This is a genomic window from Arthrobacter sp. 05T442, assembly GCF_056395945.1.
This window is the reverse complement of the sequence record NZ_JBFTKM010000004.1, coordinates 14,771-34,667: the sequence shown is the minus strand read 5'-3', so window position 1 is coordinate 34,667 and position 19,897 is coordinate 14,771. Positions and strand designations below refer to the sequence as shown.

Here is a 19,897-nt window from a genome sequence, read left to right as displayed (position 1 = left end):
GCCCTCGCGAGGCGTTCGCGAGGGCTCCGCGAGTAGTTGACAGAATTTGACAATTAACTTTACAGATTAGTCAAACCACCGTAGCTTCGTTCCCGTCACACCGGCCACCATCCGTGGCCGCACCGCTTTCCACCGGTTAGGACACCATGAGAACACCCAAGACTCTGGCCACCAGCCTCCTCGCCCTGTCGGCCGCGGCCCTGCTGGCCCTGGCCGGTGCGGCGGACTACTGGACCGAGGAGCGGATGCGCAGCGCGGTCCCCGGCGACGTCCTGGCGGCCAAGGCCATCCAACGCGGCAAGTCCTCCAAGCGCGCGGCGGCACTGCTGGAGGGTGCCGCCCCGAGCACGGTCGAGGCCACCGCACCGAAGGAGCAGTCCAAGGCGCAGCAGTCCCCGGCGCAGGCCGCGACGCAGGCCCCGGCGGTCCAGACGAAGGCAAATGCCAGCGAGTCCCCCGTCCCGCACATCGGCAAGGTCTTCTTCACCCTGGGCGGGACCAACTACGTGTGCTCGGGCAACTCGGTTTCCGCCGGTAACAAGAGCACGGTCGTCACGGCCGGCCACTGCGTCAATGAGGGCCCGGGCGCCTTCGCCACCAAGTTCACGTTTGTCCCGGCCTACCTGAACGGCTCCGCCCCGTACGGGAAGTGGACCGCCAAGGCGCTCTACGCGCCGACCCAGTGGAGCTCCTCCGGCGACATGACGTACGACACCGGTTTCGCCGTAATGTCGACGCTCAACGGCCAGTATCTGTCCGACGTCGTGGGCGCCTCCGGCCTGCAGTTCAACGCGGCCCGCGGCCTGAGCTACAAGTCCTTCGGCTACCCGGCGGCGTCACCCTTCAACGGCGAGTCCCTGAAGAGCTGCTCCGGCACCGCAACGAACGACCCCTACAACCCGCAGTTCAACACCCAGGGCATCCCGTGCAACATGACCGGCGGCTCCTCAGGCGGCCCGTGGTTCATCGGCACCAGCGCGTCCGGCTACCAGAACTCGATCAACAGCTACGGCTACGGCAGCAACTCCACCACCATGTACGGCCCGTACTGGGGCTCAGTCATCCAGCAGGAGTACAGCACCGCCGCGGCTTCCTGACCGGAAGGGCACGAGCCTGGCTGATCCCGGGCTCGTGCCCTTCAGGCCCGCATCTACCGGGTGCGTGCAGCCCAAGTGCATGCAGCACAGCCCTGTCGACCCCGGATTCATGTACCCCAAACTTCCTGTACCCCCGGCTTTCTGCACCCCAAGCTTCCTGTACCCCGGCGCGGGGTCACTTGTTGCCCATCTCCAGAAGCGGGGAGGGCTCCCGGTGGCCTCGCGTTGGCATTGACGCGCGACGGCGGCCCGCCCGCATCCGAGCTCACGGGACATGCCCTCCCGACAGGCCAGAGAATGGACATATCCCCCACATGTCCACTCCTTGCCGCGAAAAATGAGCATGTCCCGCGGCACGAATGAGCATGTCCCCCGGCCGGCCCACCAGGTCAAGCCCCCGGCAGGAAATGACCACGCACTCCTGACCGGCCGCCGGCCCGCCCGGGGCACGAAGAATGAGCATGTCCCTGCAGTGGCCCGGCATGCGTCTAAGTCCACGGGACATGCCCTCCGCGCAGGCCAGAAAATGGACATATCCCCCAAATGTCCACTCCTTGTCCCGAAAAATGAGCATGTCCCGCGGCAAGAATGAGCATGTCCTTTGGTGGAACCAGGGGTTCGGAATACCGTCGTCCGCGTTAGCCGTGCGGCTTAGTGGAAGAAGTGCCGCGCGCCCGTGAAGTACATGGTGATGCCGGCTGCGTTGGCTGCGGCGATGACTTCCTCGTCCCGGACCGAACCGCCGGGCTGGACCACGGCCCGGACGCCGGCGTCGATCAGGATCTGCAGGCCGTCGGCGAACGGGAAGAACGCGTCCGACGCCGCCACGGCGCCGCGGGCACGCTCGGGGGCTCCAACAGCGTCGGCGTTCGAGGCACCGCCGGCGCCCTCAACCTCGGAGCTCACGCTCACACCAAGCGAGTTGGCCCGCTCGACGGCGAGCTTGCAGGAGTCGATCCGGTTGACCTGGCCCATGCCGATGCCGACGGCGGCACCGTCGGCGGCCAACAGAATCGCGTTGGACTTCGCCGCGCGGCACGCGGTCCAGGCGAAGGCCAGATCCGCCATCGTCGCGGCATCGGCGGCCTCACCGGCGGCGAGGGTCCAGTTGGCCGGGTTGTCGCCCTCGGCGTCGACCTTGTCCGTGGCCTGGACCAGCATGCCGCCGGAGACCTGGCGGAACTCAGTCGGGTAGCGGCCGTAGCCCTCGGGCAGGGCCAGGAGGCGGATGTTCTTTTTCTTGGCCAGGATCTCCACGGCCTCGTCGTCGAAGCCCGGCGCAATGACAACCTCAGTGAAGATGTCCGCCACGGTCCTGGCCATGCCGGCGGTGACCGTCCGGTTGGCCGCGATGACGCCGCCGAACGCCGAGACCGGATCGCAGGCGTGGGCCTTGGCGTGCGCGTCGGCGATCGGGTCGGCCGCGGAGGCGGACCCGACGGCCACGCCGCAGGGGTTCGCGTGCTTGATGATGGCAACGGCGGGCCCGGCGAAGTCGAACGCGGCGCGCAGGGCGGCGTCCGCGTCGACGAAGTTGTTGTAGCTCATGGCCTTGCCGTGCAGCTGGTCCGCCTGCGCGATGCCGGCCGGGGCGGCCCGGTCCACGTAGAGCGCGGCCTGCTGGTGCGGGTTTTCGCCGTAGCGGAGGACCTCGGAGCGTTCCAGGGCGAGGCCTGCGTAGGCGGGCCAGTCGATCAGGCCGTCACCGTCCTCATCGAGGAACTGGCTCGCCGTCCAGGTGGCCACGGCGGTGTCGTAGCTGGCGGTGTGCGCGAAGGCCTTCGCGGCGAGCCGGCGCCGGGTCTTCAGGTCAAAGCCGCCGGATGCAGCCGCCTCCACCACGGAACCGTAGGAGGAGGGATCGACCACGATCGCGACGGCGGCGTGGTTCTTCGCGGCGGAGCGCACCATCGCCGGGCCGCCGATGTCGATCTGCTCGACGACGTCGTCCTGCGCGGCGCCGGACTTCACGGTCTCCACGAAGGGGTAGAGGTTCACGACGACGAGGTCGAACGGCTCGATCTCCATGTCCGCGAGGGTCTGCATGTGCGCCGGAACGCGGCGGTCCGCGAGGATGCCGCCGTGCACGCGCGGGTGGAGGGTCTTGACGCGGCCGTCGAGCATTTCCGGGGAGCCGGTGACTTCCTCGACTTCCTGCACCGGGATGCCGGCGGCGGCGATCTTCTTGGCGGTGGAGCCTGTGGAGACGATTTTGACGCCTGCCGCGTGCAGGCCCCGGGCGAGCTCCTCCAGACCGGTCTTGTCGTAGACCGAAATCAGCGCCCGGCGGATCGGGACACGGTCGATGGATACACGGTCAAGCTGCGTGAAGCTCACAAAAGTCTCCGTCTTATATCGCGGCGGGGCCGCGGGTGGTGGGGATGGGGCCAGTTTATCGCGTCGCGGCGCCGGCCCTTCCTGCGCGCCGCAGTGTGAAGCCCGCCGCGGGCGCGAAGTGCACCGTAGAGTTTTCACAGGAGGCTGAGATGAATACATACACCACCGTGCCCAGCGGCGAACAGGTGGTCCAGGAACTGCCGTGGCGCTGGAAAGTGCAGGGCCGGATCTTCCTGATCGGCGGCCTGGGCTTCATGTTCGATGCCTGGGACGTGACGCTCAACGGCATCCTCATTCCGCTGCTGTCCAAGCACTGGTCCCTGGGCGCGGGCGATGCCGCCTGGATCGGCGCCTCGAACCTGATCGGCATGGCCCTGGGCGCGTTTATCTGGGGCACCGTCGCGGACACCATCGGCCGCAAGAAGGCGTTCACCGCGACCCTGCTGATCTTCTCCGTCTTCACGGTTCTGGGCGCGTTCTCCCCGGACTACCTGTGGTTCGTGGTGTTCCGCTTCCTGGCCGGCTTCGGCCTGGGCGGCTGTATTCCCGTGGACTATGCGCTCGTGGGCGAGTTCACTCCCCGCAAACAGCGCGGCAAGGTCCTTACCGCGATGGACGGCTGGTGGCCGGTCGGCGCTGCCCTGTGCGGTTTCGTTTCCGCGGGCCTCGTGGCGGCGTTCGCCGATTGGCGCCTGACCATGTTGGTGATGGTGCTGCCGGCGCTGCTCGTGTTCTGGATCCGGCGCAGTGTCCCCGAGTCCCCCCTGTTCCTCATCCGCAAAGGCCGCCGGGACGAGGCCGCGAAGGTGATCGACAGCCTGGTCGAGGCCACCGGCGCCGAGCCCCGGGTCTACAGCCTGCCCGATCCGCAGGACGCTCCCCGGCTCTCCGCAGGCAGCGCCTGGACCCAGCTGCGCCTGCTGTGGCAGTTCAACTGGAAGATCACGACGGCGGCCTGGTCCCTGTTTTTCAGCATCCTGCTGGTCTATTACCTGTCGCTGACCTGGATGCCCCGGATCCTGATCGGCGCCGGATTCGAGGAGTACAAGGCCTTCCTCACGACCGCTTCCATGGCCGCCGTCGGGCTCCTGGGCGTCGTGGTGGCGGCGCTGCTCGTGGAACGGGTGGGCCGGAAATGGATTCTGGCCGTCACGGGCCCGCTGTCCGCGCTGACCCTCGTGATTGTGGCGATCGTGGTGGACATCCCGACGGCGGCTGTGTTCTGGCTGCTCATGTTCGGCTTTGTGGTGCAGGTTGCCATCCCGGTCCTGTACGCCTACGTCTCCGAGCTCTACCCGACCGAGCTGCGCGGCTCGGGCTTCGGCTGGGCCTCGACATTTTCCCGGCTCGGCGCAGGCTTCGGCCCGCTGATCTTCGCCGCCGTGCTGTGGCCGGAACTGGGCCTCGCGACGTCGTTCGCCCTGGCCGGCGCCCTGGTGCTGCTCTCCGTGCTGTGGATGGCGTTCTTCTCCCCCGAAACCAGGCAGCGCCGGCTCGAGTAGCCCCCGCCACCCCGGCCCACCCAACTGACTCGCAGCAGGGGCCGTTTTGGGGGCTCAAAACGGCCCCTGCTGCTAGCTAGTTGGGTTCCCACCCGCGGCTGGCGAGCGCGGCGCGGACTTTGGCAACCGCGGCCCGGGCGTCGTTCTCCATGTGCCGCCTCGAGATCCGGACCAGGATCCAGCCAGCGCCGCTGAAGTCCTCTTCCCGGGCGATGTCGCGGACGACCTGGGCCGGCTCGGAGTGCCCGCTCCCCTCGTACTCCACTGCAACCCCGTGCTCCGGATAGGCAAGATCGGGTTGACGCACGACGCCAGAGCGCAGGACCGTGGCCACGTTCAGTACGGGCTCGGGTAGTCCCGCACGGCATAGCGCAAGCCGGAGCCGCGTCTCCTGCGCCGAATCTGCACCGATCCGGGCCTGTTCCAAGGCGAGCCGCGCCTTCCGGATGCCGGGCGTACCCTTGTGCCGGTCCAGCATCTCGGTGAGTTCCCCGAGGCTGGCATAGGGCTCCGTCCGGTTTTCAAATGCGGGGCGCGGGTGGCGCAACAGGTGGTCAGCCACCACGGTCAGCTCATCGATGCTCATCTTCCGGGCGCAGTCCAGCCACGTCCGGGTCCGCGTGGTGACGAATACGCCGTCGACGGTGGTGATCTCGTCGGCGAAGAATTGCCCGACGTGACCAGTCACTCCCCTGCGCCGCGGTATGGCCATCGTGTCCGGCCGGGAAATGTGGACGCCCGGGGTATGGGATCCCGGCAGGAAGCCGGGAAACTCCCAGAACAGGAACGCGGTCGCGTGGGAGACCGCAGAGAATCGCGTAATGAGAGCGAGAGGCCGGGCTTGGAGCTTCAGTTCGGCAGGACGTCCTGATGGAAACCGGATCCCGCGGCTCGGAATGCACAGGGAGAGATGCTGGAGCCTGCGTCGGCTCACCCCGGCGTCGGCTGCCTCTTGGACAGTGAACGGCGCCGAGCCGAGCTGCGCCGGAAGGGGCCGGGGTGTCTTCATCGCCCTATCGTCGCAAAGCCGAGGATGTTGTCGGGGAGTTATCCACAGACCCTTGCACGTCTGCCCAACTAACTAGCAGCAGGGGCCGTTTTGGGCCCTCAAAACGGCCCCTGCTGCGAGTCAGATGGGGGGCGGGCAGGTCAGGCGGGTTTGTGCTCCGCGGCCAGGGAGGACAGCGTCGAAACCAGCAGGCGGCGCTCCACCACCTTGATGCGCTCGTGCAGGGAGTCCTCGGTCTCGCCGTCCTCGACCGCCACGGCCTCCTGCGCGATGATGGGGCCCGTGTCCACCCCGGCGTCGGCCCAGTGCACCGTGCAGCCCGTGACCTTCACCCCGTACGCCAGTGCGTCACGGACACCGTGGGCGCCGGGGAAGGACGGCAGCAGGGCCGGGTGGGTGTTGAGGTATTTCCCGCCGAAGGCGTCGATGAAGCCGGCGCTGACGATGCGCATGAACCCGGAGGACACGACGACGTCGGGCCGGTACGCCGCGACGGTTTCGGTGAGCGCCGCGTTCCACGCCGCCCGGTCCGGGTAGGTCTTGAAGTCCACCACGAACGTGGGGATTCCGGCGGCAGCCGAGCGTTCCACCCCGTAGGTCCCCGGCCGGTCCGCGCCGACGGCTGCGATCTCGACGTCGAGGCCGCCTGACTTCACGGCGTCGATGAGGGCCTGGAGGTTGGAGCCGGTACCGGAAACGAGGACAACGATGCGCATCGTCCTAGCTTATGGGGCCGCTCGCGTAGGCTGGAAACCATGTATCCCCCGAACGGCTCCGGCGGCAGCCAGCCGAGCCAGTCCCCCCGCGGCGAGGCGGCGAAGGCCTCCCTGGTGCGGACCCACACCCTGTTCCGCATCTTCATCGTGGCGGTCCTGGGATCGTTCTTTGTTTACCAGCTGGACATCAACTACCTGTGGCTGACCGCGGTCCTCACGGTGGCCGCGATCGCGCTCGGCATCGCGCTGCTGATCCGTGCCGCGAAGCTCAAGGAATCCCGGCTGGTGCTGTTCGGCGCGATTTCCGGCTTGGTGGTCGCGGCGGTTCAGGCGCTGCTCATCCTGTCCTCGGCGCTGTTCTTCGGCCAGGTCAGGGACTACCAGCAGTGCGTCCGCCATGCCCTGACCGAGCAGGCCGCCTCCCAGTGCAGGACGCAGCTGGATAAGTCGATGCCGATCCAGCTCCGCTGACCTCGGCTGACTGTGGCATGCCGGGCACGGCCGGCGCCGGCACACGCGCCACGGCTTACCGCGCAGCGCCTAGTTGCTGGAGGCCGTTTCGAGGTCCGCTTCGCGCAGGTTCTGCCGGCGTTCCAGCCAGGGCCCGGCCGCGTAACCGATGACGACGCCGATCCCCACCTCGGCGGCCACGAACAGTGCCGTGCGCAGCGGGTCCGGGCCAATATCGGTCAGCCGCCCGATGCCGGCGGAGCCGCGGGCGAGCCAGGCCAGTCCGGCGGCCAGCAACCCGGCCACTGCGCCGATCATCGCGCCGAGTACAAGGGTGGAGACCGCCGCCGTGAACCAGCGGGTACGGACTTTGATGGAGAGCCACTCGTCGAAGTGGTTTTCGCCTTCGCGCAGGAACCACCACCCGGCCAGGGCCCCGGCGAGCGCCGGCACCACCAGGGCCACGAAGCCGTAGTCAAGCGGACCGGACGGCAGCGCTGCGAAGACGGGAATCGACGGCAGCGGCCCGACGGCGGTCCCGAGCGGCCCGGCCTGCGAGCCCACGCCCAGGGCGAAGCCCGAGCCGGACGTCCAGGCCAGCGCGAAGACGGCAAGGTTGGGCAGGAAGCCGAGCTGCGCGATGGTGAGGACGGCACCGCCCATGGCCCCGGCGTCGAGCCCTTCATAGATGGCGATCACCAGGTTCCAGTGGATGAAGAGGTCGACGGCGAGCAGCACGGCGGACATCGCCAGGCTGGCCATGAGCGCCACCGCTCCGGCCTTGATGACGGATCCGAGGTAGGACCCGGCCCAGCGCGAGTGCTGGCTGGTACGCGAGAGCCAGGCCACGGCGTCGACGCCGATCAGCCGGCTCCAGGAGCCTGCCTCGCGGCGGGCACCCACCACCATGCCGAGGGCGAACGGGACCAGCGGAATGAGCCCGGCGGACCAAAGGTTGATGCCGACGTCGGAGGTGCGGCAGACAAAGCCCGTGGTCAGCCCGAAGCTCGCGTACACGAGCCAGGAACCGAGGAGGGCCTGCCACAGCTGATCGGTGTAGGAGGCCCGGGCCAGCCGGCGGCCTGCGCGCCACGCGAGCAGGAAGGGAATAAGCGTCAGCCCCAGGGGGATGAGCGAGAGCGTGCCGGATTCCGGCTGCGCCGCGGACCCGGCACCGACCGTGTCCAGCAGCAGGGGGACGCCGTGGATGAGCAGCCAGGCCTGGCCGGCCAGCCGGGCGAGGACGTCGGTGCCGTTGTTCTGGAAGCCGGCAGTGGCCCACACCGCGATGATCGGGGCAACCACCACCAGGGCCGAGATGAGGGCGGCCTGGGCGGACTCGAGGGCTCCCTGCAGCCATAAGGGCATGGGGATGCCGTGTTGTCCGGTCTGATCAGCGCGCAGTTTCATCGTGTTCCATGGTGCCATGGGCGGGCCAGCGCGCCGGTTCCGACAGGCTTAACGCCCGGATTAACGCCCCGATCCGTGCGATTGCACCGCCGCCGGCGCCGGCGCTTTTTCGACAGGCCCGCCGTAAAATTGGAATGTCCGCATTCAGTGGTTGGAGGCAGAAAATGACTACCGCATCTCCCCATGCACACGGCGTTCACTTCGGACGGACAGATGTTCAGAACGTCGGCATGGGTGTAGGTATCGTCCTTATTGTCGTGGGCATCCTGGGGTTCATCCCCGGCATCACCACGCAGTACAGCGAACTGAGGTTCTTCGGGCCCGATTCCAGGGCCATGTTCCTGAACCTGTTCCAGGTGTCCATGTTGCTCAATATCGTGCAGCTGGCCATTGGTGCAACGGGCTGGGCCATGTCCCGTAACGGCATGGGCGCCAGGAACTACCTCATGGGCTTTGGCCTGCTGTACATCGTCCTCAGCGTATATGGGCTAATTGTGGGCGTGGGGTCGGCGGCCAACTTCCTGTCGCTGAACGCCATGGACAACTGGACCCACATGGTGCTGGGCGTGGCAATGATTGGCGCCGGCTGGCTGCTTTCGCGGCATCTGGCCGACGACGCAAAAACCCGGTAAGTGATCACCGGGACTTAGGGAGCCGCGAATGAGTAACGTTTCATAGCAATCTGAAAATTCGTACTACCTGCTGGTGCAGCGGCTTAGCGGAAACGCGGCGGCTGCACCAGCTTCTCTGTCTCCGGCGCCCGACGGCGGGTCAACCCGCCCAGCCACGGCTGGGCCCTCCCCGGAACCCCCCAAACAGCACTCCTGTAAATATTTTCACTTTAATTAAGAAACAACCATTGACTGGCTAAAAATCTTCACTATAGTTGTGTGAGTCAGGTCACCAAGCGAAGGACAGCCAATGACCACCGAGAGTGTTGCGATCACTGCCCCGCCCGCGACCAGCGCCCTGCTGGCCACGGTCGGCAACAAAGTGCGCTCCATGCGCAAGGAAAAAGGCATGACGCTCGCGAAGCTCTCGGAGATCACCGGCCTCAGCCCGGCAATCGTCAGCCAGATCGAACGCGGCCTGGCGAACCCCTCGTTCACCACCCTGGCGCAGCTGGCCCACGGGCTGGACATTCCGGTCGGGAAGTTCTTCGTCGGCCAGGAAGAAACCAGGTCCCCCGTGGTCCGCAAGGCCGAACGGCGCAATCTGAAAGGCATTACCAAGAAATCCGTCGGGGAAGCGGTCTACGAACTGCTCACCCCCGATCTCAACGGAGCCCTGGAAGCCCAATGGATTGTCAGTCCGCCCGGCCACGACACCAGTGCCACGCCTTTCCGTCACAGCGGTGAAGAGTTCGGCATCATCATCTCCGGCCGGAAAGACATCTTCCTGGACGGGGAGTGCTACACGCTCGAGGCGGGCGATTCCATCACGTTCTCCTCGGACACCCCGCACTGGTTCAAGAACAGCTACGACGAAGAATGCGTAGCGATCTGGGTCAACGCACCCCACGCGTGGTAGGCGCGCGCCCGCCCAGCGCCGCCAGCCACCGTCCCCTCACTGTCCGGGCCTGAACCGCCCGCCGGCAGTCCTTGCCACGTTCGCATTCTCCGTTCGCACACACGGCGATGCGTCATGCCCTCATTCGCCCCCTCCCCCCGATAAAAGGGGCGCCAGCGTAAGGAAAACCAATGCTTGACACCGTCGTCGAGTCGCGCAAAGTTTCACGCCAACTCTCCCCCGAAGTCCGCAAGGGCCTGCTGGGCCTCGGCCTGGGCAACGCCCTGGAATGGTACGACTGGATGGTCTTCGGCCTCCTGTCCGCCTTCATCGGCCCGAACTTCTTCCCCAACGCCGATCCCCTCTCGGCCACGCTGAATGCCCTCGCCGTCTTCGCCGTCGGCTTCGCGTTCCGCCCGCTCGGCGGCATCCTGCTCGGCACCCTGGCGGACCGCATCGGCCGCCGCCGGGTGATGCTGATGTCCATCATGCTGATGGCCGGAACCACCCTGGTGATCGCAATCTGCCCGAGCTACCAGCAGATCGGCGGCTGGGCCGGCATCATCCTCGTGGCCTGCCGCATCGTGCAGGGCATCTCCACCGGCATCGAGGCCCCGCTCTCCACCTCGCACGCCGTGGAACTGGTCCCGGAAGGCCGCGAAGGCTACGTCGCCGGCATCATGTCCTTTTACGTCAACATCGGCATCCTGCTCGCCTCGCTCGTCAGCTTCCTCTGCAGCCTGATGATCGGCGGCGCGGCCATGGCCGGCTGGGGCTGGCGTGTGCCGTTCATCATCGGCGCGGCCTTCGGCTTCGTCGTCCTGTACCTGCGCCGTTCGCTTCCTGAAACCATGCGCCCGGAGGAAATGGCCACCAACTCCTCCCGCGCCGTCTGGACCGGCGTCCGCAAACACTGGCTCTCCGTCCTGGCCATCGTCTTCGTGGTCGGCGCAGCGCAGGCCTACAACTACGCCTGGAACATCGGCCTGCCCAGCGCGGCCCGCAGCAACTTCAAGGAAGACCCCACGGCCGTCTTCGCCCTGACCACCATCCTGGGCCTGATCCTCGTGGTCGGCAGCTGGATCATCGGCAAGGTCGCGGACGGCCGGTCCATGTCCCGCTGGTTCCTCGTCACCCGGATCCTGGCCATCCCGGCCGTGTTCCTGATGCTCATGTACGTCCAGCCCGGCATCGGCGGGTTCGCCGCCGTCCTGCTCGGTGGATCCGTGGTGCTGGTGCTGAACATGACCCTCTACAACGTGGTCAGCAGCTCCCTGATGCCCAAGTCCTGCCGCGGCGCCGGCGTGGCCCTCGGCTACGGCATCGGCGTCGCCCTCTTCGGCGGCACCGCCTCCTACCTCCTGGTCTGGTTCCAGTCACTGAACGCCAGCTGGATCTTCCCGGTCTACGTGGCCGTCCTGTCCATCCTCAGCATCGTCTTCTACCTCGCAGCCCGCCGCAGCAACGGCATCTTCGTCGGAAAATAAGGATTCCCCTATGAACTCGCTTGACTCGCAACTCGCCCTGGACCTGCGCACCACCACGCAGGACCTCACCGCTCCTGTCATCTCCCGCTCCGACGTCCTCGTAGTCGGCGGCGGACCCGCCGGGGTCGCCGCGGCCGTCACCGCAGCCCGCTCCGGCGCGTCCGTCACGCTCCTCGAGCGCTACTCCTCCCTCGGCGGGCTCGCCTCCGGCGGCATGGTCCTGGTGCTCGATGACATGATCAACGGCCAGGAAATCACGGTCACCGGCATCGTCTCCGAGTACGTCGAGCGCCTGCAGAAGCTCGGCTTGGCCATTGTCCCGCCCGCCGATGACCGCAAGACCTCCGAGGAACTGTGGAACAAGTGGGGCCGCTACGGCACCTTCGACTTCCACTCCCACACCACCCCCAAGCCCGTCTGCTACGCCGCAGCGTTCGATCCCGACGGCTGGAAGCGCGTCTCCAACGACCTCGTCCGCGAGGCCGGCGTCAACCTCCGCCTGCACTCCTGGTTCTCCCGCCCGATCGTGGACAACGGCGTCATGAAGGGCGTCATCTGCGAGACGAAGTCCGGCCCGCAGGCCTTCATGGCGGACATCGTCATCGACACCACCGGCGACATCGACGTCGCCTCCCGGGCCGGCGCCAGCTACGTCAAGGACAGCTACCTCACCACGCTCGTCTTCCGCCTCGGCAACGTGGACACCGCCGCTGCGGAAGCCTTCGAACAGGCCAACCCGAAGGAAGCCCGCGCCATCAACCGCACCATCAAGCGCCTCCTCGGCGGCGCCTGGGAACTGTGGTGGCTCAAGACCCCCATCGACGGCGTCGTCTGGTGCAACGCACCCCACATGACCGGGTACGACGGCGTCGACCCGGCGGACATGACCGCCGCCGAGTTCGCCGCACGGGACCGCATCACCGAAGCCGTGGACTACGTCCGCGCCCACCTGCCCGGCTTCGCCAACTGCTACATGCTCGACGTCGCGTCCCAGATGGGCGTCCGGCAGACCCGCCTGCTCGAAGGCGAATACGTCATGACCAAGGACGACGTCACCTCACGCCGGCACTTCGCCGACACCGTGGCCCGCGGCCGTGACTACTACTACCCGTACCGTTCGCTGCTGCCCAAGGAAGTGGACCAGCTGCTCGTGGCCGGCCGCCACTACTCGGCCACCCCGGAGGCGCAGAAGATGTCCCGCGAGATCCCGCCCTGCATGGCCATGGGCCAGGCAGTCGGCGTCGCCGCCGCCCTGGCTGTCGAGAACGGCACCCTCGTCCGCGACGTCTCCGCCCTGGACATCCAGCAGGGCATGCGCCGGCACGGCGCGGACCCGGGCGACGTCCCGTCGTCGAACGCCACGCTGGACACCGACGCGGTGGTGGGGGCATGAGCACCGAAGCCCTTCTGGACGACAGCGTCCTGACGGAAAGCACGACGGCGGGACCCGCCGCCGCCGGTGAAACGGCCGGCACGCCGCTGCCCGCTGGCACCCCGCTCCCCCTCGACGGAATCAAGATCGTGGACTTCACCCAGGTGTTCATGGGACCGTCCTGCACCCAGCTCCTGGGCGACTACGGCGCGGACATCATCAAGGTGGAACGCCCCGGCGCCGGGGACATCTCCCGGAACTCCTTCCCGGACAAGGACGGCCAGGACAACCCGATCTTCCTGTCCATCAACCGCAACAAGCGCAGCGTCTCGGTGGACACCCGGACCGATGAGGGCAAAGCCGTCCTCCGCCGGCTGCTGGCCGACGCCGACGTCGTGGTCAGCAACTTCCGCTCCGGCGTCATGGAACGGATGGGCTTCGGCTACGAGGAGCTCAAGGCCGAGAACCCCGGCATCATCTGGGCCTCCGGCACGGGCTTCGGCCCGGTGGGCCCCTACTCGCACAAGGGCGGCCAGGATGCGATCGCGCAGGCCTACTCCGGTGTGATGTGGCGGCGCGAATCGGACGACATGAAACCGTCCATCTACCCCACGACGCTGTGCGACTACATCACGGGCATGCACCTCATGCAGGGCATCCTGCTGGCACTGCGCACCCGCGAGTCCGCCGGCGTCGGGCAGAAGGTGGAGGTGACCATGTACGACTCCATGCTGCACCTGCAGATGCAGGAGGCCTGCATGCAGCTCAACCGCGGCTACGAGGTCAACTGGGGCGCCATGCCGCTCAGCGGCGTCTTTGAAACCACCGACGGCGCCGTCTGCATGGTGGGCGGCTTCACCCCGGATCCGCTGCTGCGGATTTCCGAGGCGCTGGGCCTGGACGAGGACCTCACGCAGCGGCCCGAGTTCGCCAACCTGGAGCAGCAGTTCAAGCACAAGCCGGCGCTGCAGGCGATCTTCCGCGAGCGCATCGCCACCAACACCACCGAGTACTGGACCACCCAGCTGGAAGGCCAGGGCCTCCTCAACGCGCCCGTCCACACCCTGGAGCAGGCCCTCGCCGACGCCCAGACGCACGCCAACGGCATGATCGTGGAAGCCGAACACCCGGGCGTCGGCACCGTGAAGATGCTCAATGCGCCCATCCGCCTCTCCGCCACCCCGCCGACCGTGCGCCGCGTGGCGCCGCGGCTGGGTGAGCACAACGTCGAGGTGCTGCTGGAGAACGGCTTCGACGCCGAGACCATCGAGCGCCTGCAGCAGCTGGGGGTGCTGCGGTGACCGCCGTTTCAGAGGCCGGCACGACCGCCTCAGTTCCCACCGCCGTTGACCAGGTCACCCTGACCATCGAGAACCACATCGCCACCGTGGTCATCGACCGCCAGCATGTGCTCAACGCCGTCGACGGCGGCGCGCAGGCCCGGCTCAACGAGATCTGGGACCAGCTCGAAGCCGATCCGGACGTCCGCGCCGTGGTCATCACCGGCGCCGGGACCCGGGCATTCTGCGTCGGCGCGGACATGTCCGCCTCCGCCGTGGACAAGACCGGGCTCGAATACTGGGCGGGCCTGGACCCGAACGGCTTCGGCGGGCTCAGCCTGCGCACCACGCTGGACATCCCGGTGATCGCCCGGGTCAACGGTTATGCGCTCGGCGGCGGCATGGAGATCGTGCTCGGCGCGGACATCGTGATCGCCGCGGACACCGCCCGCTTCGGACTGACGGAACCCCGCGTCGGGCGCCTGGCGCTCGACGGCGGCATCCATCAGCTGGTGCGCCGCGTCCCCTATACCCAGGCAATGGGCATGCTCCTGACCGGGCGGAAGGCACAGGCCACAGAGATGCAGTCCATGGGCCTGGTCAACGAGGTGGTCCCCGCGGACCAGCTCGACGCCGCGGTACAGCGCTGGGTGGACCAGATCCTCGCCTGCGCCCCCACCTCGGTCCGGGCGGTCAAGCAGATGGTCACGCAGACCGCGCACCTGACCGCCACCGAGGCCCGCGGCCTCCGGCTCCCCGCCCTCATGGCGGCGCTGGACAGCGAAGACTCCGCCGAGGGCGTCCGCGCCTTCCAGGAGAAGCGCGCGCCGCACTGGCCGGGCCGCTAGCAGATTCAGCCGCTCGAAGAACAACTAGAGCTTAGAAGGAGAAACCAATGCGGGAGTCACTGACACCCGGAGTGTGGGGCGTCGTCGCCACACCGTTCCAGGGCAGCGCCCTGGATGTCGACACGGACAGCCTGGCCGGGCTCGTGGGCTATTACGAGTCGATCGGCGCCACGGGACTCACGGTCCTGGGCGTGTTCGGCGAGGCCGCGGCCCTGACGGCGGCCGAGCGCAGCCTGGTCCTGGAAGTGGTCATGGAGGAAACGCGCCTGCCCCTCGTGGTGGGAGTGACTTCCCTCTACACCGGCACGGCGGTCGATGAAATCCGTTCCATCCAGGCCGCCACCGGGGACCGGCTGGCTGCCGTCATGGTGCAGGCGAACTCCGCCAACCCGGGCGTGGTCATCACGCACCTGAACGCCATCCATCACTCCACCGGCGCCAACGTGGTGCTGCAGGACTACCCGCTGGCCAGCGGCGTCCACATCAGCACCGAGTCACTCATTTCCGTGGTGCAGGCCTGCGGCTTCGTCACAGCGGTCAAGGCCGAGGCTCCGCCCACCTCCGTGGCGATCGGGCACCTCACCGCAGCCCTCGATGTCTCTGTCTTCGGCGGTCTCGGCGGCCAGGGGCTGCTGGACGAGCTCATGGCCGGCGCCGCGGGGGCGATGACCGGTTTCTCCTACCCGGAAGCGCTCATCGCCTGCGTGCGGGCCTGGCAGAAAGACGGCTACGAGGCCGCCCGCGATGCCCTGCTGCCCTACCTGCCGCTGATCAACTTCGAGCAGCAGGCGAAAATCGCGCTGGCGATCCGCAAGGAATGCCTGCACCAGCGCGGACTCATTGCCGATGCCGGCGTCCGGGCACCGGCCGCCGCGTTCCCGGAGGTTCTCCGGACCGGGCTGCGCACGCACCTGGCCGAGGCCGCCGAGGCCCTCGGCCCGAACCCGGCCGCCGTGCTGACCACGGCGGGGAGGAACTGATGGATTTCGGAATCAGCGGAAAGACCGCCTTTGTGGCCGCCTCGACCGGCGGCCTGGGCCTCGCCATCGCCCGGGCCCTCGCCGCCGAAGGCGTCCGGGTGGCCATCACCGGCCGGCGCGAAGTCCGCGCCAAGGAGATCGTGGCCGAACTGACGGACGCCTTCGGACCGGGCGCTGTCGCCATCGAAGCGGACCTCAGCACCGCGGAGGGCGTGACCGCCGCCGTCGAACAGACAGTCGCGGAACTCGGGCCCATCGACATCCTGGTCCTCAACGGTCCCGGGCCGAAGCCCGGCGCGGCCGCCACGCTCGGCGCGGACGACATCGCCGCGGCGTTCGAACAGCTCGTCAAACCGCACCACGCCCTAATCTCGCACATCCTGCCGGGCATGCGGGAACGGCGCTGGGGCCGGATCCTGGCCGTCGGGTCGAGCGGCGTCGTGGCACCACTGCCGAACCTGGCCGTGTCCAACACCGGCCGCGCTGCACTCGCCGGCTACCTCAAGACCCTCGCCGCCGAGGTGGCGCTGGACGCCGTCACTGTCAATATGCTCCTTCCGGGACGCATCGCCACGGACCGGGTCGCGGAACTCGACCAGGCCGCCGCCAAGCGGCGCGGCACCACGCCCGAGGAAATCCAGCTCGAATCCCGCAAGACCATCCCCGCCCGCCGCTACGGCGAACCCGAGGAATTCGGCGCCGCCGCGGCGTTCCTCTGCAGCGCCCCGGCCTCCTACATCACCGGCGTGGCATTGCGCTGCGACGGCGGCCTGATCCGCGGGCTCTAACCGTAGGCGCTGAACACTCAGCACACCCCCTGCTCCGACTCTCACGAAGGAACACCATGACTTCCACCGACACAGACACCTCAACCGCAACAGCCCGGGGCCTCCTCACCGCCCGGCACCTGATCAACGGCGAATGGCTCGGCGGGGCGGACACCGAGCGGATGAACCCGGCCCGCCCGGGCGAGCTCGCCGCCCTCTCCCCCAGCGGCACCGCGGAGGACGTCGACGCCGCCATCACCGCCGCCGCCGCGGCCCAGCCGGCCTGGGCCGCCCTCCCGGCACCGTCCCGCGGCGCCATCCTGATGGCCGCCGGCAACCTGCTCCTGGACCGCCAGGCCGCCATCGCCGAAGACCTCGTCCGTGAGGAAGGCAAGACCCTCGCCGAGGCCAAGGGCGAGGTCAAGCGCGCCTCGGACGTGCTGCGCTTCTTCGGCTCGCTCGGCTGGGCCGCCAGCGGCGAGGTGCTGCCCAGCGGCCTGCCGGACACCACCATCACCACCCGCCGCGAGGCTCTCGGCGTGGTCGGGCTCATCACGCCGTGGAACTTCCCCATCGCCATCCCGGCCTGGAAGTCCGCCCCGGCCCTGATCAGCGGCAACGCCGTGGTCATCAAGCCGGCCGAGCTCACCCCGCTCTCCGCTACCCACCTCGCCCGCGCCCTGCAGGACGCGGGGCTGCCGGCCGGCGTGTTCAACGTGGTCCACGGCAAGGGACGCGTGGTGGGCGACGCCCTCGCCCGGGACCCCCGGATTGCCGGGTTGTCCTTCACCGGTTCCACCAAGGTGGGCCTGGGCCTGCAGGAAATCCTGAACGCCCGCCGCGCCCGGGTCCAGCTGGAAATGGGCGGCAAGAACGGCGTCCTCGTCCTCGACGACGCCGATGCCCGCAAGGCCGCCCAGGTGGTGGCGGCCGGCGCGTTCGGCCTCACCGGCCAGGCCTGCACCGCCACGTCCCGCGTCTACGTCACCCCGGGCATCCGGTCCGCGTTCCTTGACGCCCTCACCGAGGAAGCCGCCGAGTACACCGCCGGGGACGGGCTCGGCCGTGACGGATCGGACCCGGCCCGCATGGGCGCCGTCGTGAGCAGCCAGCAGTTCGAACAGAACCAGGCGGCGGTGCGCACCGCCGTCGAGCGCGGCGCAACGCTGCTGCACGGCGCGTACGACGGCGACCCCTCCGGCGGCCTGCTCTTCCCGGCCGCCGTGCTCACCGACCTGCCCTTCGACGACGCCGCCGTGACCGAGGAAATCTTCGGACCGGTAGTGGCCGTCCTGGAGGTCGCCGATTATGAGGCCGGCCTCGCCGCCATCAACGATTCCCGCTACGGCCTCACTGCCGGCATCTGCACCGACTCCCTGGCCCGTGCCACCGACTTCGCCTCGCGGGCCCAGGCCGGCGTCATCAAGGTCAACCGTCCGACGGCGGGCCTGGACCTGAACGTGCCGTTCGGCGGCGTCAAGGACTCCTCCACCAACACGTTCCGCGAACAGGGGAAGTCCGCACTGGACTTCTTTACGTGGGGCAAGACCGTCTACACGGGCGTGTAGCCTGCCATGACGTACGTGATCGCGCAGCCCTGTGTGGATGTGAAGGACAAGGCCTGCATCGACGAATGCCCGGTGGACTGCATCTACGAAGGCGAACGCTCGCTCTACATCCACCCCTCGGAGTGTGTGGACTGCGGCGCCTGCGATCCCGTCTGCCCGGTCGAGGCGATCTACTACTCGGACGACGTCCCGGAGGAGTGGGCCGACTACGTCCGGGCCAACGTGGAGTTCTTCGAGGACCTCGGCTCCCCGCAGGGCGCCTCCGGCCTGGGGAACCTGGGCCGTGACCATCCCGTGGTCGCGGGGGCGCCGGCGCCTGCGCGCTAGAAACGCCACACGGAGTACGGCACGCTCGGGAGGTTGCCGGCCATCCAGGGCCGCTCCGTTGGCTCCAGCGGAATCCGGCCCCGGCCGTCCCGCCACACCAGGACGACCGTCCCGGCGATCGCCAGTACGGAAACCACGGCGAAAAAGATCAGCACGACGACGATGGATCCGGACATTTCTCCAACACCCCTGGCATTAATTCTACTGCCGTGACCGGTTCGGGTGGCTGGACCGGGCGCCTCGCCGCGGGCCGGAGGCGGATCAAAGACTGCCCTGTGACGCGGCCATGACGCACGCGCAGGAGACTGCGACAATGGGCACATGACAGCCATCATCCTGGTGTGGAACCCCGAGCACTGGAACGGGTGGACCTACCCTGCTGTGGTGGCGGAGGCAGCCGAAACGGGCCGGTTCCTGGCCAGCTGGAGCGTCGGCCGGCATCAGGACATCCCCTCCGGCGCGGACGCCTGGCTCCTGTTGCAGGGGCGCCACGGCCGCGGGCTGATCGGTCACGGAGTCGTGGTGTCGGAGCATCCCCAGCCGGAGCCGCGGCCACAGAACGCGGCGCCGGAAGGGGCGCCAGAGAACTACGCCCCGGATCCCCTCTCCCCTGCATCCGTCCCGCCCCTGTATGTCCGGGTGGCCTTCGACGCCCTGCTGCCTGCCGGCGACCACATCGATATGAAAATCCTGCAGGCGTCCGCCCCCGGGGTGGCCCGGGAAACCATCCATGGCTCCGGGATGACCCTTGATCCCTCAGAGGAAGCCCGGATCCGCCAGGTCTGGTCTGACTTCGGTCCGCCGCCAGGACACGACGCCACGCAGCCTGTGCCGGGCACCCTGCCCGGATATGCGCTGAGCAGGGTGGACGTGAACCGCTACGAACGCAGCCCGGACGCACAGCGGGCGTGCATCGCCCATCATGGAACGAACTGTGCCGCATGCGGATTCTCCTACGAAATCGCCTACGGCGAGCTTGGCAAGGACTTCATCCAGGTCCACCACATCGTTCCGCCCGCTCAGCTGGGCAGCGGTTATGTGCTGGATCCCGTGGCAGATCTGGTGCCGCTTTGCGCCAACTGCCATGTCATGGCGCATCGCGGGGCCAAGACAGCACGGACCGTCGCCGAACTGCGGCGGATCATGGGAGCCGCCGGCTTCCTGTCCGGACACACCCTGAGCCCGGAAGAACTGGCGGCGCAGCGCGACGCCCGCCGGATCCTGGAACAGCACTAGGC

Annotated in this window: 19 protein-coding genes; 14 read left to right on the top strand and 5 right to left on the bottom strand. The window is 68.1% G+C overall.

Features of this window, described 5'->3' with window-relative positions; translation table 11 throughout:
* Window positions 1-146 precede the first annotated feature (146 nt).
* Window positions 147-1,097 (top strand): trypsin-like serine peptidase, encoded by a 951-nt coding sequence (locus AC1DES_RS06210; protein ID WP_476894820.1) that lies wholly within the window; start codon window positions 147-149, stop codon window positions 1,095-1,097.
* A 651-nt stretch (window positions 1,098-1,748) separates the two neighbouring features.
* On the opposite strand, the gene purH is transcribed toward AC1DES_RS06210, so the two are convergent.
* On the bottom strand, window positions 1,749-3,434 hold the full coding sequence (gene purH / locus AC1DES_RS06205) for a bifunctional phosphoribosylaminoimidazolecarboxamide formyltransferase/IMP cyclohydrolase (protein WP_476894819.1): 1,686 nt from the start codon (window positions 3,432-3,434) through the stop codon (window positions 1,749-1,751).
* Window positions 3,435-3,583: 149 nt separating this feature from the next.
* Here purH and AC1DES_RS06200 point away from each other — a divergent pair, with 149 nt between their 5' ends.
* Window positions 3,584-4,936: an MFS transporter gene (locus AC1DES_RS06200; RefSeq protein WP_476894818.1), complete on the top strand. Its 1,353-nt coding sequence runs from the start codon at window positions 3,584-3,586 to the stop codon at window positions 4,934-4,936.
* A gap of 76 nt (window positions 4,937-5,012) precedes the next feature.
* Here the strand turns inward: AC1DES_RS06200 and AC1DES_RS06195 are convergent, their stop codons facing one another.
* Entirely contained in the window at window positions 5,013-5,945 is a 933-nt protein-coding gene (locus AC1DES_RS06195) for a hypothetical protein (protein ID WP_476894817.1), read from the bottom strand.
* A 140-nt stretch (window positions 5,946-6,085) separates the two neighbouring features.
* Window positions 6,086-6,661 (bottom strand): phosphoribosylglycinamide formyltransferase, encoded by a 576-nt coding sequence (gene purN, locus AC1DES_RS06190; protein ID WP_476894816.1) that lies wholly within the window; start codon window positions 6,659-6,661, stop codon window positions 6,086-6,088.
* A gap of 39 nt (window positions 6,662-6,700) precedes the next feature.
* On the opposite strand from purN, the gene AC1DES_RS06185 reads away from it, so the two are divergent.
* The gene (locus tag AC1DES_RS06185) at window positions 6,701-7,132 is read left to right on the top strand and encodes a hypothetical protein (RefSeq protein WP_476894815.1); all 432 of its coding nucleotides are present in this window, start codon (window positions 6,701-6,703) and stop codon (window positions 7,130-7,132) included.
* Window positions 7,133-7,201: 69 nt separating this feature from the next.
* Here the strand turns inward: AC1DES_RS06185 and AC1DES_RS06180 are convergent, their stop codons facing one another.
* The gene (locus AC1DES_RS06180; RefSeq protein WP_476894814.1) at window positions 7,202-8,521 is read right to left on the bottom strand and encodes a cell division protein PerM; all 1,320 of its coding nucleotides are present in this window, start codon (window positions 8,519-8,521) and stop codon (window positions 7,202-7,204) included.
* A gap of 164 nt (window positions 8,522-8,685) precedes the next feature.
* Here AC1DES_RS06180 and AC1DES_RS06175 point away from each other — a divergent pair, with 164 nt between their 5' ends.
* From AC1DES_RS06175 to fdxA, 10 genes are all read left to right on the top strand, one after another.
* Complete coding sequence (locus AC1DES_RS06175; protein ID WP_476894813.1) at window positions 8,686-9,153, top strand: DUF4383 domain-containing protein; 468 nt, start codon at window positions 8,686-8,688, stop codon at window positions 9,151-9,153.
* Window positions 9,154-9,442: 289 nt separating this feature from the next.
* Window positions 9,443-10,051, top strand: a complete 609-nt coding sequence (locus tag AC1DES_RS06170; RefSeq protein WP_476894812.1) for a helix-turn-helix domain-containing protein — start codon at window positions 9,443-9,445, stop codon at window positions 10,049-10,051.
* A gap of 170 nt (window positions 10,052-10,221) precedes the next feature.
* Complete coding sequence (locus tag AC1DES_RS06165) at window positions 10,222-11,517, top strand: MFS transporter (protein WP_476894811.1); 1,296 nt, start codon at window positions 10,222-10,224, stop codon at window positions 11,515-11,517.
* Window positions 11,518-11,527: 10 nt separating this feature from the next.
* The gene (locus AC1DES_RS06160) at window positions 11,528-12,910 is read left to right on the top strand and encodes an FAD-dependent oxidoreductase (protein ID WP_476894810.1); all 1,383 of its coding nucleotides are present in this window, start codon (window positions 11,528-11,530) and stop codon (window positions 12,908-12,910) included.
* Window positions 12,907-14,190: a CaiB/BaiF CoA transferase family protein gene (locus tag AC1DES_RS06155; RefSeq protein ID WP_476894809.1), complete on the top strand. Its 1,284-nt coding sequence runs from the start codon at window positions 12,907-12,909 to the stop codon at window positions 14,188-14,190. The genes AC1DES_RS06160 and AC1DES_RS06155 overlap by 4 nt, the downstream gene beginning before the upstream one ends.
* Window positions 14,187-15,017 carry an enoyl-CoA hydratase-related protein gene (locus AC1DES_RS06150; protein WP_476894808.1) on the top strand — a complete coding sequence of 277 codons (831 nt, stop codon included), beginning with the start codon at window positions 14,187-14,189 and terminating at the stop codon, window positions 15,015-15,017. The genes AC1DES_RS06155 and AC1DES_RS06150 overlap by 4 nt, the downstream gene beginning before the upstream one ends.
* 47 nt (window positions 15,018-15,064) lie before the next feature.
* Window positions 15,065-15,997, top strand: a complete 933-nt coding sequence (locus tag AC1DES_RS06145) for a dihydrodipicolinate synthase family protein (protein ID WP_476894807.1) — start codon at window positions 15,065-15,067, stop codon at window positions 15,995-15,997.
* Window positions 15,997-16,785: an SDR family oxidoreductase gene (locus tag AC1DES_RS06140; protein ID WP_476894806.1), complete on the top strand. Its 789-nt coding sequence runs from the start codon at window positions 15,997-15,999 to the stop codon at window positions 16,783-16,785. Before AC1DES_RS06145 ends, AC1DES_RS06140 begins: the two co-directional genes overlap by 1 nt.
* Before the next feature lie 56 nt (window positions 16,786-16,841).
* Entirely contained in the window at window positions 16,842-18,332 is a 1,491-nt protein-coding gene (locus tag AC1DES_RS06135; RefSeq protein ID WP_476894805.1) for an aldehyde dehydrogenase family protein, read from the top strand.
* Window positions 18,333-18,338: 6 nt separating this feature from the next.
* A complete protein-coding gene (fdxA, locus tag AC1DES_RS06130; protein ID WP_476894804.1) occupies window positions 18,339-18,659 on the top strand; it encodes a ferredoxin in 321 nt (106 codons plus the stop codon).
* Here fdxA and AC1DES_RS06125 read toward each other — a convergent pair.
* Window positions 18,656-18,835: a hypothetical protein gene (locus tag AC1DES_RS06125; protein WP_476894803.1), complete on the bottom strand. Its 180-nt coding sequence runs from the start codon at window positions 18,833-18,835 to the stop codon at window positions 18,656-18,658. The genes fdxA and AC1DES_RS06125 overlap by 4 nt on opposite strands.
* Window positions 18,836-18,980: 145 nt before the next feature.
* Between AC1DES_RS06125 and AC1DES_RS06120 the strand changes: the two genes are divergently transcribed.
* On the top strand, window positions 18,981-19,895 hold the full coding sequence (locus tag AC1DES_RS06120; RefSeq protein ID WP_476894802.1) for an HNH endonuclease: 915 nt from the start codon (window positions 18,981-18,983) through the stop codon (window positions 19,893-19,895).
* Window positions 19,896-19,897 lie beyond the last annotated feature (2 nt).